This window comes from Aquitalea sp. S1-19, from assembly GCF_024343515.1.
In genome coordinates this window covers 1-13,835 of the sequence record NZ_RJTZ01000006.1, presented here as the reverse complement: position 1 = coordinate 13,835, position 13,835 = coordinate 1, and the positions used below count along the sequence as shown (strand labels likewise).

Sequence of the window (13,835 nt, the reverse complement as noted above, 5' to 3'; positions counted from 1 at the left end):
GTTTTCGCCTTGTCTCGTGCTAGCTCGCGAGATCGTGAACACGCTCTAAGCGCGGGGCTGCCTGCTTATACCCGAAGTGCCGCCATCAGTCCCATGACCAGTACAAAACAGGTTACGCCCACCAGGATCAGATTGAGCATGCGCTCGCGCTCCAGTTTGACGGTGGCGTGCTCTTTTTTGGAGTTGGCGCGGGACAGATGCTGTTCCAGTTCGCTGCAGTGGCTGGCCTGGCTGGCCAATGTATCCAGCAGGCGCTCGCAGTCCAGACGGCGAACAGTCTCGCTATCCCATACGCCCAATAATTGGCTGGCTTTGGCCTTGAAATAGCGGCCGCTGCGCTGCTCCACATCAAACCATTCAAAGTCAAAACCTTGGGTAGCGTAATAACCGTTGCGCCGCAAACGGGCTTCTTCATTGGCGGCATCTTCTGCGCGCAGCAAACCACCCCTGATGCTGTAGTCCGGGTAGCGGGTCTTGGCCCAGATAATGGTCTGGGCAAACAAATAGGCTGGCAGGCCTTTGCCGGCTAGTGTTTCCAGCACCTGCACGCCGTATTCCGGCCCGAAACTGATACTGCTGCTGGCGTGATCCACCCAGACTTCGGCGCTGTGGTAGCCGTTGTGCCACTGGGCCGCTTCCCCTTCCAGTAAAGTCCAGTCGCTGCCGCAGGCACTGGCATGGGCGCGTAGCTGAACCCTGAAATAGTCAGCTTGCTCCGTGCGAGCGTGCAGCTTGCGTTCAACTGCATAAATCGGATTGCCGCTGCCGGCCAGAATCAGGATGGATTCGGACTGGATTTCAGCCTGGCCGGCAAGCGCGCTGGCGCGAGTTGACGCGGGGGTCGGGGTGCTGGCTGTGCTGTTCATTACGCGGGTCAGGTATATAAAGTCGAGGATCGTATTTTAAATTATCCCTACGGAGATAATCGATTAATTTGATGGCTTATTTGGCTCGTCGTCGTTCTCATACGGTAGATATCCTGACCTCTGGGTCAGAAGGTGCTTATCGGCGTAGAGGAACGAAGCGCTATTCGGTGTGTTGAACTGGTGAATATTGAGTTTGAGGTATTCAGTATCACGCAAGCCCCACGCTCGACGACGGCGTAGAGCAATGGCGACATTGCCTGCTTCCAGGCGGGTGGTCGTGGTCTTATGATCGGGCAGGCGGCCAGTATCTCGCCCTTGTTGCGCTGGCAATTTCCACAAGCTATCGGGGGGCTGAGCCCTTATGTGCAAGCCGGTATCGATGCGGCCTGGTTTAACGGCACACGCCTGCAAGACACGGACTTGGGCTCGCGTGGACAGTTTGTCGACCAGTTGGGTGTCGGGCTTGCCGGTAAAAGCTGGAGTCTGGGATTGAACGTGCTGCATTACTCCAACGCCGACCTTAAAAAGCCGAATAACGGTCTGGACCTGCTTGAGCTGAGCGTGCTTTACCGCTATTAAGCATGGCTAGCCGTCGCCCACGCCATGTCGTTTGGGTGGGTGGCTTTGTCAGCGGCGGGCTTTACCGTTATCATGCGTGCGCTAATCACCGGGGGTGCCCAGTCTGGCTGAGAGAGTCCCCATTACCTGATCTGGGTCATGCCAGCGTAGGAAGCGTGATGCGGCTCGTTCTCGTGCGCCGTTTCCCCGTCTTCGCTTTATGGCCTTGTAAGCGGAGAAACCATGAAGCCTGTTCGCATCCTTACCACTGTTTTGCTGGCCTTTGCCGCCTGTGCCGCGCACGCGGCCGAGTTGCGCGTATTGACCCATTCCTCTTTTTCCCTGCCCAAGGCGCGCCTGGCTGCATTCGAGCAGCAAAGCGGCGTCAAACTGTCGCTGATCAAGGGCGGCGACGCCGGCGAGATGCTCAATAAACTGATCCTGACCCGTGCCAACCCGATTGCCGATGTGGTCTATGGCGTAGACAACACCTTGCTGGCCAAGGCATCCGCAGCCGGCGTGATTGCGCCGTATTCCGGTGCTGCGCTTAAGCACAAGGCGCGTTATGCACTGGGCGAGGGGGTGGTCAGCACCGATTACGGCTATGTCACGCTGAATTACGACAAGGCCTGGTTTGCCAAGCACAAGCTGGCCTTGCCTGCTTCGCTGCAGGACTTGACCAAGCCTGAGTACGCCAAGCTTCTGGTGGTGCAAAATCCGTCTACTTCCAGTCCGGGTTACGCTTTTATGCTGGCGACCATTGCCGGCATGGGGGAAGCGCAGGCATTTGACTGGTGGGCGAAGTTGCGCGGCAACGGCGTGAAAGTGGCCAAGGGCTGGAGTGAAGCTTACTACACCGATTTTTCCCGTAATGGCGGCGAGCGCCCGCTGGTGGTGAGCTACGCCACCAGTCCGGCGGCCGAGGTGTTCTACAGCAAGGACAAGGTCAGCACGGCGCCGACTGGCAACCTGTTCCTCAAGGGCGGGGTGTTCCGTCAGGTTGAAGGCGTGGCGCTGGTCAAAGGTGGCAAGGAAGGCGAGGCCGCTGCCAAGTTTGTCGAATTCATGCGCTCGCCCGAGGTGCAGGCCGAGTTGCAGACCACGATGTGGATGTATCCGGTGGTGGAGGGGAGTACCACCGCGCCGGTGTTTGCCCATGCCGCCGAGCCTGGTTTTGCCGCCGAGATGGCACCGGCCACCATCGCCGCCAAAGGCGGGGCATGGCTTAAGCGCTGGAACAAGGTGGTGCTGCGTTAAGCATGACCATTGCCATGGTGTCGCCCGGTGCGTATTCGCGCCGGGCTTTAGCCTTGCTGCCGCTGGGCTTTTTATTTTTGCTGGCCTTGCTGCCGCTGGGGCGACTGCTGCTTGAAGGCTGGGATGGCGTGCGTCTTGAGTTGTTTGCCGATGACTATCTGCAAGGCCGCCTGCTCTGGTCGCTGGCACAGGCGGCCATCACCTGCGTACTGACTGCCGTGATCGGTGTACCGCTGGCCTGGGTGCTGGCGCGGCTGGCCTTTCCCGGACGCGCCTTGCTATTGCGCCTGATGTTGCTGCCTTTCGTGATGCCGACTCTGGTGGCAGGGCTGGGGGTGCTGACCCTGTTCGGTCCACGCGGCATCAGCGGGTTGAATCTGCAGGACACGCCCTGGCTTTTGCTCTACGGCAATCTGTTTTACAACCTGCCGCTGGTGGTGCGCGCCTCGGTTGATGGCCTGCTGGCGCTGCCGGCCAGCCGTCTGCTGGCGGCGCGCAGCCTGGGTGCATCGCCCTGGCGTGCTTTCTGGCGTATCGAGCTGCCGGCGCTGATGCCGTGGCTTTCGTCCAGCCTGTGTCTGGTGTTTCTGTACTGTTTTTCCGGTTTTGGCCTGGCTCTGCTTTTGGGCGGGCAGCAATGGGCAACGATAGAAGTCGAGATTTACACTCTGGTCGCCTATGAGTTGAATCTCGCCGACGCCGGCGCCCTGGCACTGGCTGCCATGCTGGTCAGTGCGACTGCGGCGCTGTTTTATGCCGCTCTGGAAGCGCGTATGGCGGTGCCGGCCAAAACCGAGCCGCTGGCGCTGTTGAAAGTCAATACGCTGCGCCGCCGCGTCCTGCTGGCTAGCGCTTTGCTGGTGTTGCTGAGCATCACAGGCGCGCCGCTTTTGGCTTTGCTGGCACGCGCCGCAACAGTGGAAGCACAAACATGGCGCTTGCTGCTGAATGAAGACACGGCGCTGGCGTTATTCAACACCCTGCGTTTTTCCCTGATGGCCTTGCTTCTGGCCAGCTTGCTTGGTGTTTTGCATGCGCTGGCGGCCAGGCGCAGCACGCTGATGCGCGCGGCGGCATTTTTGCCGTTTGTCGTGTCGCCGGTATGCGTGGCTTTCGGCCTGTTGCTGTTATATCCGGGCTGGTCCGCCAGCCTGTTGCTGCTGGTGTCTGCCTACGCCTTGCTGGCCTATCCCTTTATCGCCAAGAGTCTGGCTGCGGCACTGGATGCGCTGCCGCCGAATCTGCCGGCCGCCGCGCGCACTTTGGGTGCGACGCCCTGGCGCAGCTTCTGGCGCGTCAGCTGGCCATGGTTGCGTCCGGCTTTTCGCCGGGGGCTTGCGTTTGCTGCTGCCACCACGGTGGGCGAGTTTGCGGTCACGCTGTTTTTGTCGCGTCCCGAATGGCTGACGCTGACCACCCTGATCTACCAGCATCTGGGGCGTCCGGGGCAGGCCAATCTTGATGCGGCGCTATTGCTGTCTGTCCTGTTGATGCTGTTTGCCCTGCTTGCGTTTGCCGCAATCGAGTGGCCGGAAAAAAACCATGCTCCAGATCGTTGACCTTGGCCTGTCTTATGCCGGCCGCCCGCTGTTTTCCCGCTTTAATCTGTGCGTAGAGGCGGGGGAGATCGTCGCCTTGCTCGGGCCTTCCGGCTGTGGCAAAAGCTCTTTGCTCAAAATTATCGCAGGCCTGGCTGCATCTGACGCGGGCGAGGTGTTCTTTGCCGGCGAGCCGCTAGCAGGGCTTGCGCCTGAGGCGCGCCGCTTCGCGCTGATGTTTCAGGACTTCGCCCTGTTTCCGCATCTGGATGTGCTGGGCAATGTGATGTTCGGCCTGATCGAGCAACGTGTGCCCAGACGCGAGGCTGCTGTGCGCGCCGAGCTTATGCTGGCCGATGTAGGCTTGGCCGGTTTCGGGCCGCGCCGGGTGTGGGATTTGTCCGGCGGCGAGCAGCAGCGGGTGGCGCTGGCACGTGCGCTGATTACCGCACCGCGTTTAATGCTGCTGGATGAGCCGTTTTCGGCGCTGGATGCGCTCTTGCGTACTGGTCTGGGCGACGAATTCCGCCGTCGTCTCAAGGCCGCTAATAGTCCGGCCATTCTGGTCACGCATGATCCGGCCGAGGCGGCACGACTGGCCGACCGTGTTGTCAGCCTGTCTTAAGCGCTAAGGGTCGCTGCCTGCTCGATCAGGCCGCACACATCGACCCAATGCCCGCCCACCAGTTGTGCCAGCGTCTGCGGTGACAGCCGTACAGCCGTGTGGATGCCGCCTGCTGCCGGTAGCACCTCGTCAAATGCCTGCAATGAAACATCCAGATAAACCGGCAAGGGCGTAGCCAGACCGAATGGGCAGACGCCGCCTACCGGGTGGCCGGTGATGGTCTCGACCTCGTCCGGCGGCAACATTTTACCCTTGCCGAATACTTCCTTGAATTTACGATTGTCTATGCGCGCATCGCCGCGCGTCACCAGAATCACGACTTCGCTGTTTGCTGTTCTGAACGCCAGCGTTTTGGCAATGCGGCCTGCTTCGACGCCATGCGCCGCAGCGGCCAGCGCGACCGTCGCCGTGCTGGTCGATAGCTCGATAATGGGTATGTCCAGTTGTTTGCTGGCAAAAAATGCGCGTACGGAAGCGAGGCTCATGGCGGGGTGTCCTGTCTTTGAAGAGCGGGCGAATAGGTTTTTCCCTGATAGTCAAACGTGAAGTTTTCATGCATATTGTATGACAATTGGTAGTGTTTATAAATATGCCTAAAGCAGGCTTGGGGGAAGTATGTCAGTTAAAAAGCAGTTGATGACCTTGCTGGTTGCAATCGTGCTGGGGATGGTGCTGATGGCTGCCTGGGGTTTGCATAATTTGCGCAGTTCACTACAGGAGTCGTATCAGCAGGAAGTTATCCGCTTGTCCGAGTCGGCATTGACCATTATCCAGTCGTATGAAAAAGCTGCCGCTTCGGGGCAGATGCCTCTGGCCGAGGCGCAAACGCGCGCCAAGGCGGCGGTGATGAGCTCGCGTTATGGCGAAGACGGTTATTTCTTCATTCTTGATGGCAAGATGAATTTTGTTGCCCACCCGGTTAAACCGCAGCTGGCCGGTAGCAGCATGTTTGCCCTCAAAACACCGGATGGCCGCAGCTTGGGTGATATTTTCTCGCAGGCTATGCGTGAAAATGCCGCAGTCTACTACCCATGGCCCAAACCGGGCTCGGATGAGCCGGTTGAAAAGGTGAGCGTGGTACTGAAGTCTGCTGGCTGGGGCTGGATAGTGGGTACTGGTATTTATACCGATGAGATTAACGCCGATGTGCAGGGGCATGCGATCGAGCAGGGGATCGCCTTGCTGATCTTGATCTTGCTGTTGTGCGGCTTGGTCTGGAAAATTTCGTCCAATATTATCAGCCAGTTGGGGGGTGAGCCGGCCTATGCGCGACAAGTGGTGCGGGACATTGCGGCCGGCCGCTTGCAGACGCAGGTGAAGCTGAATGCGGGCGATCACGATAGCCTGCTGGCGGGTATTGCCAGCATGCAGAATGATCTGCGCTCGATGGTCGGGCAGGTTGTGAGTGCGAGTGAAGAGCTGGCCGGGACTGTTGGCGAGTTGTCCAGTCATGTTGCACAGGTGGCCGGTCGCGCCAGCCAGCAAAGCGCAGCGGCTTCTGCCATGGCCGTTTCGGTGGAACAGATGACCCAGAGCGTAGGTGTGCTGTCAGGCAATGCCGAGCAGGCGCGTCTGTTGGGTGCGCGTTCGGGCGAGTTTTCCCGCGAGGGGGGCGCCGTGGTGCGGGATGCGGCTGATGAAATGCGTGAAATCAACAAGAAGGTGGATGTGGCATCCGGAACTTTGTCCAGTCTGGCTGGTGATGTATCCGGCATTTCGTCCATTGTGGCCGTGATTCGCGACATTGCCGATCAGACCAATTTGTTGGCACTTAATGCGGCGATCGAGGCTGCGCGTGCGGGCGAGTCGGGGCGTGGTTTTGCCGTGGTGGCTGATGAAGTCAGGAAACTGGCAGAGCGTACCTCGACGGCGACAGGAGAGATTGTCACCAAGATCGGTCATATCCAGCAGCTATCGGAAAATACCCGTAGTGCGATGCAGGATGCTGTCGGCAAGGTGGTGCTGGGGGTCGGCTTGACCGACCAGGGGCAGGAGGCTATCAGCCGTATCGAGCAAAGCGCGGATGCAGTGCAACACGCGGTGCAGGATATTTCCAGTGCTTTGCATGAGCAGGTCGCAGCCAGTACCGATATTGCACAGCATGTAGAGCAGGTGGCAACCAGTGCCAGCGACAATGCGGCTATTGCCGCCGAAGCTGCAGGCAAGACCGAAGCCATGCTGGTGTTGGCACGGCAACTGCAAGACTCGGTGCAACATTTCAAACTGCACTAGCGTTTTTGGCCTCCTTAACAAGGAGGGGTGTGTCATTTTTTGTCAGGGTAAACCTCACTATACATGGGGTTTACCCTTTTTTTATAAGGCCAAGTGATACCTGCTTGTCATGTATGGTTGCTCATGGCATGATGCATCGCAATAATAGAGCAGGGACTCGGGTTGATGGCTCGGGACATCTGCCGGTGGAAAACCCGTCACAAGCCTAAAAACAGGCTGAAGAACGAGGAAAGCTACCCCTAAAAGCCGGGAAATGCTTATGCGTTACCCATGCTGTGTTGCAACCTCAGGAGAAAGTATGTCTAACAATATCAATGACCGTATACGGTCCAACCCCAAGTATCGCGAGCTGGCAGGCAAGCGTTCGCGTACCGCATGGGGGCTGACTGCATTAGTGCTGGCCGTTTACTACAGCTTTATGTTGCTGGTTGGTACAAGTCCGGAATTTTTGGCAACGCCGTTGTTTGAAGGTGGTGTGTTATCTATCGGCGTCCCTGTTGGTGCTTTTATCATTTTCTTTGCCTGGGCCTGTACCGGCCTGTATGTGCGTCGTGCCAACAGCGAGTTTGACCGCCTGAACGCCGAAATCGTTGAGGAAGCGCGCAAATGAAAAAACTTCTGTCTACGCTCGCTTTGTTTCCGCTGTGCGCCATCGCAGGCCCTGCGGTTGAAGCCGCCGAGAAACAACCGCTGAACCTGACCGCGATCGCGATGTTCTTCATCTTCGTCGCCGGTACCTTGGTGATTACCTGGTGGGCAGCGCGCCGTACCAAGTCGGCATCCGATTTTTATACCGCCGGCGGTGGCATTACCGGCTTCCAGAATGGTCTGGCAATTGCCGGTGACTATATGTCGGCCGCGACCTTGCTTGGCTTGTCGTCCATGGTGTTTGCCAAGGGCTACGACGGTCTGGTCTATACGGTTGGCTTCTTTGTCGGCTGGCCGGTGGTGACCTTCCTGATCGCCGAGCGTTTGCGTAATCTGGGTAAGTACACCTTTGCCGATATCGCATCCTATCGTCTGGATCAGAAGAAAATCCGTACCTTTGCCGCCTTCGGTTCGTTGACCGTGGTCTGCTTTTATCTGATCGTGCAGATGGTCGGTGCCGGTCAGCTGATCAAGCTGCTGTTCGGTCTGGATTATCCGGTTGCCGTGGTGATCGTTGGCGTGGTGATGATGCTGTACGTGACTTTCGGCGGCATGATTGCCACTACCTGGGTACAGATCATCAAGGCCGTGCTGCTGCTGGCCGGTGGTACCACGCTGGCTATCATGGCGATGAGCCAGTTTGGTTTCAGCTACGAGACGCTGGCGCAGCGCGCAGTGGAAGTGCACAAAGGTGGCATGGGTATCATGGCACCGGGCTCGATGCTGGCTGATCCGGTGAATGCCGCCTCCATGTCGCTGGGCCTGGTGTTCGGTATTGCCGGTTTGCCGCACATCCTGATGCGTTTCTTTACCGTGCCGAACGCCCGCGAGGCGCGCAAGTCGGTATTCGTCGCCACTGGCTTTATCGGTTTCTTCTTTATCGTGGTGTGCACCCTGGGCTTTAGCGCCATGGTGATTGTCGGCACCAACCCGCAGTACTTTGTCGATGGTGATCTGGCTGGCAAGATTGCCGGTGGTGGCAATATGGTTGCCATGCATCTGGCGCACGCTGTGGGTGGCAACCTGTTCCTGGGCTTCCTCTCGGCCGTTGCCTTCGCCACCATTCTGGCGGTGGTGTCGGGTCTGGCTCTGGCCGGTGCTTCGTCGATCTCGCACGATATCTACGCCAACGTTATCTGCGGCGGCAAGGCCGATGAGAAGACCGAGATCAAGGTATCCAAGATTGCCGCGATCGTACTGGGTGTGCTGGCCATTATTCTCGGCATCATGTTCGAGAAGATGAACGTCGCCTTCCTCGTGGGTCTGACTTTCGGTATCGCCGCTTCGGCCAACTTCCCTATCCTGATCCTGTCCATGTACTGGAAGGGCCTGACCACCAGCGGCGCACTGCTGGGTGGTTTCACTGGCCTGATTTCGGCCGTGACCATGGTGGTGTTGTCGCCATCGGTGTGGGTGACGGTACTGGGTCACGAAACCGCGATCTTCCCGTATGACCATCCGGCGCTGTTCTCGATGCCGCTGGCCTTTATTGTGACGATTGTGGTGTCCATGCTGGACTCGAGCGCGCAGGCCAAGAAAGAGCGCGCAGCATTCGATGATCAGCTGGTTCGGGCGCAAACCGGTATTGGTGCGGCTGCGGCCAATAACCACTAAGCCTTTATTCTTCATCATTAAACCGCGTGCCAATAGGTGCGCGGTTTTCTTTTGTCCGGCCGATTTTGGTAAACTGCATGTTTTCGCATTAGCCGGATACCGAACACCATGGCCCAATATGTAATGTCTATGCTGCGCGTGAGCAAAGTCGTACCGCCCAAGCGCAAGATCATCAAGGATATTTCGCTTTCCTTCTTCCCAGGTGCCAAGATCGGCCTGTTGGGCCTGAACGGCTCGGGTAAGTCCACCGTGCTGCGCATCATGGCCGGCGTAGACAAGGAATACGAAGGCGAAGTCCAGCATATGCCTGGCGTCAATATCGGCTACCTGCCGCAGGAACCGGAGCTGGACGCCGAAAAAACCGTGCGCGAAGAAGTCGAAAGTGGCATGGGCGAAGTGATGGGTGCACAAAAGCGTCTGGAAGAGGTGTATGCCGCCTACGCCGAACCTGATGCCGATTTTGATGCGCTGGCCGAAGAGCAGGCCAAGCTGGAGGCCATCATCTCCGCTGGCGCCGGTGACAATATCGAACTGCAGCTGGAACTGGCCGCCGATGCGCTGCGCCTGCCGCCATGGGATGCCAAGATCGGCCCGCTGTCTGGTGGTGAAAAGCGCCGTGTGGCGTTGTGCAAGCTGTTGCTGTCCAAGCCGGACATGCTGCTGCTGGACGAACCGACCAACCACCTGGATGCCGAATCGGTCGAGTGGCTAGAGCAGTTCCTGGTGCGCTTCCCCGGCACCGTAGTGGCCGTGACGCACGATCGTTACTTCCTTGATAATGCCGCCGAATGGATTCTGGAGCTGGACCGTGGCGAAGGCATTCCGTGGAAAGGTAATTACTCCAGCTGGCTGGAGCAGAAGGAAGAGCGTCTGGAGCAGGAATCCAAGAGCGAAGGCGCGCGCATGAAGGCGATGAAGCAGGAACTGGAGTGGGTACGCCAGAACCCGAAAGGCCGTCAGGCCAAGAGCAAGGCGCGTATTGCCCGCTTCGAGGAAATGTCGTCGTTCGAACACCAGAAGCGTAATGAAACGCAGGAAATCTTTATTCCGGTGGCCGAGCGTCTGGGGAATGAGGTCATCGAGTTTGATGGCGTGTCCAAGGGCTTTGGTGACCGCCTGCTGATCGACAACCTGAGCTTCAAGGCACCGGCTGGCGCGATTGTCGGCATTATCGGCCCGAACGGTGCCGGTAAGTCGACACTGTTCAAGATGGTGGCCGGGCTGGAAAAGCCGGATTCGGGCGAGGTGAAAATCGGCCAGACCGTGCAGATGGCGTATGTCGAGCAGTCGCGTGAAAATCTGGATAGCGACAAGACTGTCTTCCAGGATGTAGCCGACGGTAATGACCTGATTACGGTGGGCAAGTTCGAGATGTCCAGCCGTGCTTATCTGGGCCGCTTCAACTTCAAGGGCGCGGATCAGCAGAAAAAGGTCGGCATGCTCTCCGGTGGCGAGCGCGGCCGTCTGCATATGGCCAAAACCCTGCTCAAGGGCGGCAATGTGCTGCTGCTTGATGAACCGTCCAACGACCTTGATGTGGAAACCTTGCGCGCGCTGGAAGACGCGCTCTTGGAATACGCCGGCACCGTGTTCGTGATTTCGCACGACCGCTGGTTCCTTGACCGTATCGCCACCCATATTCTGGCGGCCGAAGGCGAGTCGCAGTGGACCTTCTTCGACGGCAACTATCAGGAATACGAAGCTGACAAGCGTAAGCGTCTGGGCGAAGAGGGCGCCAAGCCCAAGCGTATCCGCTACAAGCCGGTGACCCGCTAAGGCGTGTGGTGCGGGTGGTTTCCTGCCCGTACCATCCCTTGTTTCAGTCTGCCCGCCTGTGACGGCGGGCTTTTCCATTCAGAGCGGCCTGCAAGTGCCGGAGAAGAACATGAATATCCTGTCCATACAGTCGCATGTGGTGTACGGCCATGCCGGCAACAGTGCGGCGGTGTTTCCCATGCAGCGCATGGGTGCCAATGTGTGGCCGCTGCATACCGTGCAGTTTTCCAACCATACCCAGTACGGGCGCTGGGCCGGCATGGTGATGCCGTCGACCGAGATCGCCTCGCTGGCAGGTGGCATCGCTGCCATCGACGCGCTGCATGAATGCAGCGCGGTGCTGTCCGGCTATATCGGCAGCGCCGAGCAAGGGGGGCAGATCCTGGACGCGGTGCGCCAGGTCAAGGCTGCCAACCCTGCTGCACTGTATCACTGCGACCCGGTGATGGGCCATCCGGCCAAGGGCTGTATCGTCGCATCGGGTGTGGCGGAGTTCTTGGTGAACGAGGCGCTGCCGGTGGCCGACATCGTCTCGCCGAACCAGTTGGAGCTGGAAATCATCGCCGGGCGCGCGCTGCCCACGCTGGCCGACATCGTCGCGGCCGCACGAGCGGTACTGACAATGGGGCCGCGCGTGGTGCTGATCAAGCACCTGCACTACGCTGACAAACAGCCCGAACGCTTTGAGATGCTGGCAGTGTCAAACGACGAAGCCTGGCTGATCGCGCGCCCGATCTTCGATTTTGCGCGCGACCCGGTTGGCGTGGGCGATATGACTTCCGGCCTGTTCCTGGTTGGCCTATTGTCCGGCAAGTCCCTGCGTCAGGCGCTGGAACACTGCGCCGCCGCCGTATACGGCATGCTGCAGGAAACGCAGCGTCTGGGGCGCTACGAGCTGGCGGTGGTGGCCGCGCAGCGCGAGTATGAAAGCCCGACGCATATGTTTGCCGCGCAACCCATTTGAAAGAGCTATTCATGGCACAAAGTTACGAAATCAAGCCCGAACAGTCGCTTGAATTATTGAAAGAGCTGCATATCCTGACCCGCGATGGCAAGCTGAACCAGGACAGCCGCCGCAAGCTCAAGCAGGTCTACCATCTGGTGCAGTTTATCGAGCCCCTGATCCGCGAAGTGGTCGAACAGAAGGGCGACGTGACCATTGTCGACCATGGTGCCGGCAAGTCTTATCTGGGCTTTATTCTTTACGATCTGGTGCTCAAGGCCCTGAATGTGGGCGAGGTGATCGGTATCGAGACGCGCGACGAGCTGGTGAAAACCACGGCGGCGCTGGCCGAGCGTCTGGGGTTTGCGCGCATGCGCTTTATCAACGAGACCGTGGCCGAATCGATTTCGGACTCGGCCATAGGCAAACAGGTCGATATCGTCACCGCCTTGCACGCCTGCAATACCGCCACCGACGACGCGATCCGCTTCGCGCTGGAAAAGGATGCCCAGTTCATCGTGCTGGTGCCGTGCTGCCAGGCCGAAGTTGCCGCCGAACTGCGTCAGGTGAAGGCCAAGCTGCTGGCGGGTACGCCATTGGCCGAGCTCGTGCGCCACGGCATCCATACCCGCGAGTTCGGCAGCCAGCTGACCAATGTATTGCGCTGTCTGCTGTTGGAATCGCACGGCTACCAGCTTACCGTCACCGAGCTGGTCGGCTGGGAGCACTCGATGAAGAACGAGCTGATCGTGGCCAGAAAAGGCCATAAGCGCGGCGGTGCGCGTGAACGTGCCGAGTCTATCGTCGACACCTTTATGCTGGGAAACCTGAAGGCGCGCTTTATTTATTGATGCACGCTTGTAAGGGGCCGCCGGATGGCGGCCCCTTCTTGCTTTAAAACCGCCTCTCTTGACGCTTTCAGTACGTTACTACCTTGTCCATTTTCAATTGCCAACCCGCTTCGCCTGGCACCAGACGGTACTGGATCTGGCGCATGCCGCCAGTTGGCTTGGCATTGATATCTCCGTCCCGATAGACCGGGAAGCGGCGTAGCAAGCGCCCCTCGCCAACCGCAAATGCATCATGCCCCTGATAGCCTTGTGACAGTTTCTTGTCGGTAGAGAGGTCGGGCAGATGGATCTCGCTCAGCGATTTTTTACGATTGACGGCGTAGCCGACCAGTGAACCGTAGCTGCCGCTGCCGGCCGAATTGACGTAAACATAAACTTCGGGCGAGCCGTCGGCATTGAGGTCAGCCACTTCGGCGCCGCTCACGCTGCCGTCTATTTCACGCTTGATGGGCGTATTGCTGCCTGAAAGTCCGGACGGGGTGATAGTGAGCTGGTTGAGCGAGCCCTCGTTGGTTGCCATCACATGAAAATTGACGCCTTGCAGGTTCAGTGTCTTGTCGAAGGCAGTTGACGTGGCCTTATGTGCGCTTGCTTCTATGCCGACCTTGAGCGTGTAGCGGGCCGTTTCATTGCGTCGCGCGGCATTGCGCATCAGGTAGACGCGTATCGTGTAGACGCCGTCGGCGGGAAGCACGCCGCTGTAGTGGTTGCCCAGTGTCGAGCCGACAAACAGTGCTTCATCCGAGCCTGGTGGCAGCAGGTTGAAGTAGGCTGAGCTGTTGCTCGGCGCGAAGTCGACGCGCATCTGTTGCCCGGCGCGCGCGTGCAGTTGGTAGTCGATAGTCTGGTAGCCCTTGAGCTGATCCTTGATGTTGGTGCTGGTCGCGCCCTTGGCGAACACGACGGTTTTTTGCTGGATGTCACTGG

General features: G+C 58.7%; 13 protein-coding genes and 1 riboswitch. Of the genes, 10 read left to right on the top strand and 3 right to left on the bottom strand.

Translation table 11 applies throughout. The features are described 5' to 3' along the window. Nucleotides 1–65: 65 nt before the first annotated feature. Nucleotides 66–866: a hypothetical protein gene (locus tag EGI20_RS01625; RefSeq protein WP_498629115.1), complete on the bottom strand. Its 801-nt coding sequence runs from the start codon at nt 864–866 to the stop codon at nt 66–68. Between the two features lie 285 nt (nt 867–1,151). Here EGI20_RS01625 and EGI20_RS01620 point away from each other — a divergent pair, with 285 nt between their 5' ends. The 4 genes from EGI20_RS01620 to EGI20_RS01605 all read left to right on the top strand — a co-directional run bounded on the left by EGI20_RS01620 (nt 1,152) and on the right by EGI20_RS01605 (nt 4,844). Continuing rightward, nucleotides 1,152–1,445, top strand: a complete 294-nt coding sequence (locus EGI20_RS01620; RefSeq protein WP_498629113.1) for an acyloxyacyl hydrolase — start codon at nt 1,152–1,154, stop codon at nt 1,443–1,445. 80 nt (nt 1,446–1,525) lie between these two features. Continuing rightward, nucleotides 1,526–1,616: riboswitch (TPP riboswitch) on the top strand. A 51-nt stretch (nt 1,617–1,667) separates the two neighbouring features. Then, nucleotides 1,668–2,681, top strand: a complete 1,014-nt coding sequence (locus EGI20_RS01615; RefSeq protein WP_498629111.1) for a thiamine ABC transporter substrate-binding protein — start codon at nt 1,668–1,670, stop codon at nt 2,679–2,681. 2 nt (nt 2,682–2,683) lie between these two features. Then, on the top strand, nt 2,684–4,240 hold the full coding sequence (locus EGI20_RS01610) for an ABC transporter permease (protein ID WP_498629109.1): 1,557 nt from the start codon (nt 2,684–2,686) through the stop codon (nt 4,238–4,240). Then, a complete protein-coding gene (locus EGI20_RS01605; RefSeq protein ID WP_498629108.1) occupies nt 4,224–4,844 on the top strand; it encodes an ABC transporter ATP-binding protein in 621 nt (206 codons plus the stop codon). The genes EGI20_RS01610 and EGI20_RS01605 overlap by 17 nt, the downstream gene beginning before the upstream one ends. Here the strand turns inward: EGI20_RS01605 and EGI20_RS01600 are convergent. Further along, nucleotides 4,841–5,329, bottom strand: a complete 489-nt coding sequence (locus EGI20_RS01600) for a YbaK/EbsC family protein (RefSeq protein WP_498629106.1) — start codon at nt 5,327–5,329, stop codon at nt 4,841–4,843. The genes EGI20_RS01605 and EGI20_RS01600 overlap by 4 nt on opposite strands. A gap of 130 nt (nt 5,330–5,459) precedes the next feature. Between EGI20_RS01600 and EGI20_RS01595 the strand changes: the two genes are divergently transcribed. From EGI20_RS01595 to EGI20_RS01570, 6 genes are all read left to right on the top strand, one after another. After that, nucleotides 5,460–7,076 (top strand): methyl-accepting chemotaxis protein, encoded by a 1,617-nt coding sequence (locus EGI20_RS01595; RefSeq protein ID WP_498629105.1) that lies wholly within the window; start codon nt 5,460–5,462, stop codon nt 7,074–7,076. A gap of 298 nt (nt 7,077–7,374) precedes the next feature. Then, nucleotides 7,375–7,686 (top strand): DUF485 domain-containing protein, encoded by a 312-nt coding sequence (locus EGI20_RS01590; RefSeq protein WP_498629104.1) that lies wholly within the window; start codon nt 7,375–7,377, stop codon nt 7,684–7,686. Next, nucleotides 7,683–9,338 carry a cation acetate symporter gene (locus EGI20_RS01585; protein ID WP_498629102.1) on the top strand — a complete coding sequence of 552 codons (1,656 nt, stop codon included), beginning with the start codon at nt 7,683–7,685 and terminating at the stop codon, nt 9,336–9,338. The genes EGI20_RS01590 and EGI20_RS01585 overlap by 4 nt, the downstream gene beginning before the upstream one ends. 108 nt (nt 9,339–9,446) lie before the next feature. After that, complete coding sequence (gene ettA / locus EGI20_RS01580) at nt 9,447–11,114, top strand: energy-dependent translational throttle protein EttA (protein ID WP_498629100.1); 1,668 nt, start codon at nt 9,447–9,449, stop codon at nt 11,112–11,114. 109 nt (nt 11,115–11,223) lie between these two features. Further along, complete coding sequence (pdxY, locus tag EGI20_RS01575; RefSeq protein ID WP_498629098.1) at nt 11,224–12,078, top strand: pyridoxal kinase PdxY; 855 nt, start codon at nt 11,224–11,226, stop codon at nt 12,076–12,078. An 11-nt stretch (nt 12,079–12,089) separates the two neighbouring features. Further along, nucleotides 12,090–12,908, top strand: coding sequence for a class I SAM-dependent methyltransferase (locus EGI20_RS01570; protein WP_498629096.1), 819 nt, complete (start codon nt 12,090–12,092; stop codon nt 12,906–12,908). A gap of 67 nt (nt 12,909–12,975) precedes the next feature. Here the strand turns inward: EGI20_RS01570 and EGI20_RS01565 are convergent. Then, the coding region (locus EGI20_RS01565; protein ID WP_498629094.1) for a PliI family lysozyme inhibitor of I-type lysozyme at nt 12,976–13,835 on the bottom strand (860 nt) is incomplete at its 5' end.

Bases quoted from the DNA above. Each gene is read 5' to 3' on its own strand.
- EGI20_RS01610 (WP_498629109.1), top strand. From the start codon at position 2,684: ATGACCATTGCCATGGTGTCGCCCGGTGCGTATTCGCGCCGGGCTTTA.
- EGI20_RS01625 (WP_498629115.1), bottom strand. From the start codon at position 866: ATGAACAGCACAGCCAGCACCCCGACCCCCGCGTCAACTCGCGCCAGC.
- EGI20_RS01595 (WP_498629105.1), top strand. From the start codon at position 5,460: ATGTCAGTTAAAAAGCAGTTGATGACCTTGCTGGTTGCAATCGTGCTG.
- EGI20_RS01615 (WP_498629111.1), top strand. From the start codon at position 1,668: ATGAAGCCTGTTCGCATCCTTACCACTGTTTTGCTGGCCTTTGCCGCC.
- EGI20_RS01570 (WP_498629096.1), top strand. From the start codon at position 12,090: ATGGCACAAAGTTACGAAATCAAGCCCGAACAGTCGCTTGAATTATTG.
- ettA (WP_498629100.1), top strand. From the start codon at position 9,447: ATGGCCCAATATGTAATGTCTATGCTGCGCGTGAGCAAAGTCGTACCG.
- EGI20_RS01590 (WP_498629104.1), top strand. From the start codon at position 7,375: ATGTCTAACAATATCAATGACCGTATACGGTCCAACCCCAAGTATCGC.
- EGI20_RS01605 (WP_498629108.1), top strand. From the start codon at position 4,224: ATGCTCCAGATCGTTGACCTTGGCCTGTCTTATGCCGGCCGCCCGCTG.
- EGI20_RS01620 (WP_498629113.1), top strand. From the start codon at position 1,152: ATGATCGGGCAGGCGGCCAGTATCTCGCCCTTGTTGCGCTGGCAATTT.
- EGI20_RS01585 (WP_498629102.1), top strand. From the start codon at position 7,683: ATGAAAAAACTTCTGTCTACGCTCGCTTTGTTTCCGCTGTGCGCCATC.
- pdxY (WP_498629098.1), top strand. From the start codon at position 11,224: ATGAATATCCTGTCCATACAGTCGCATGTGGTGTACGGCCATGCCGGC.
- EGI20_RS01600 (WP_498629106.1), bottom strand. From the start codon at position 5,329: ATGAGCCTCGCTTCCGTACGCGCATTTTTTGCCAGCAAACAACTGGAC.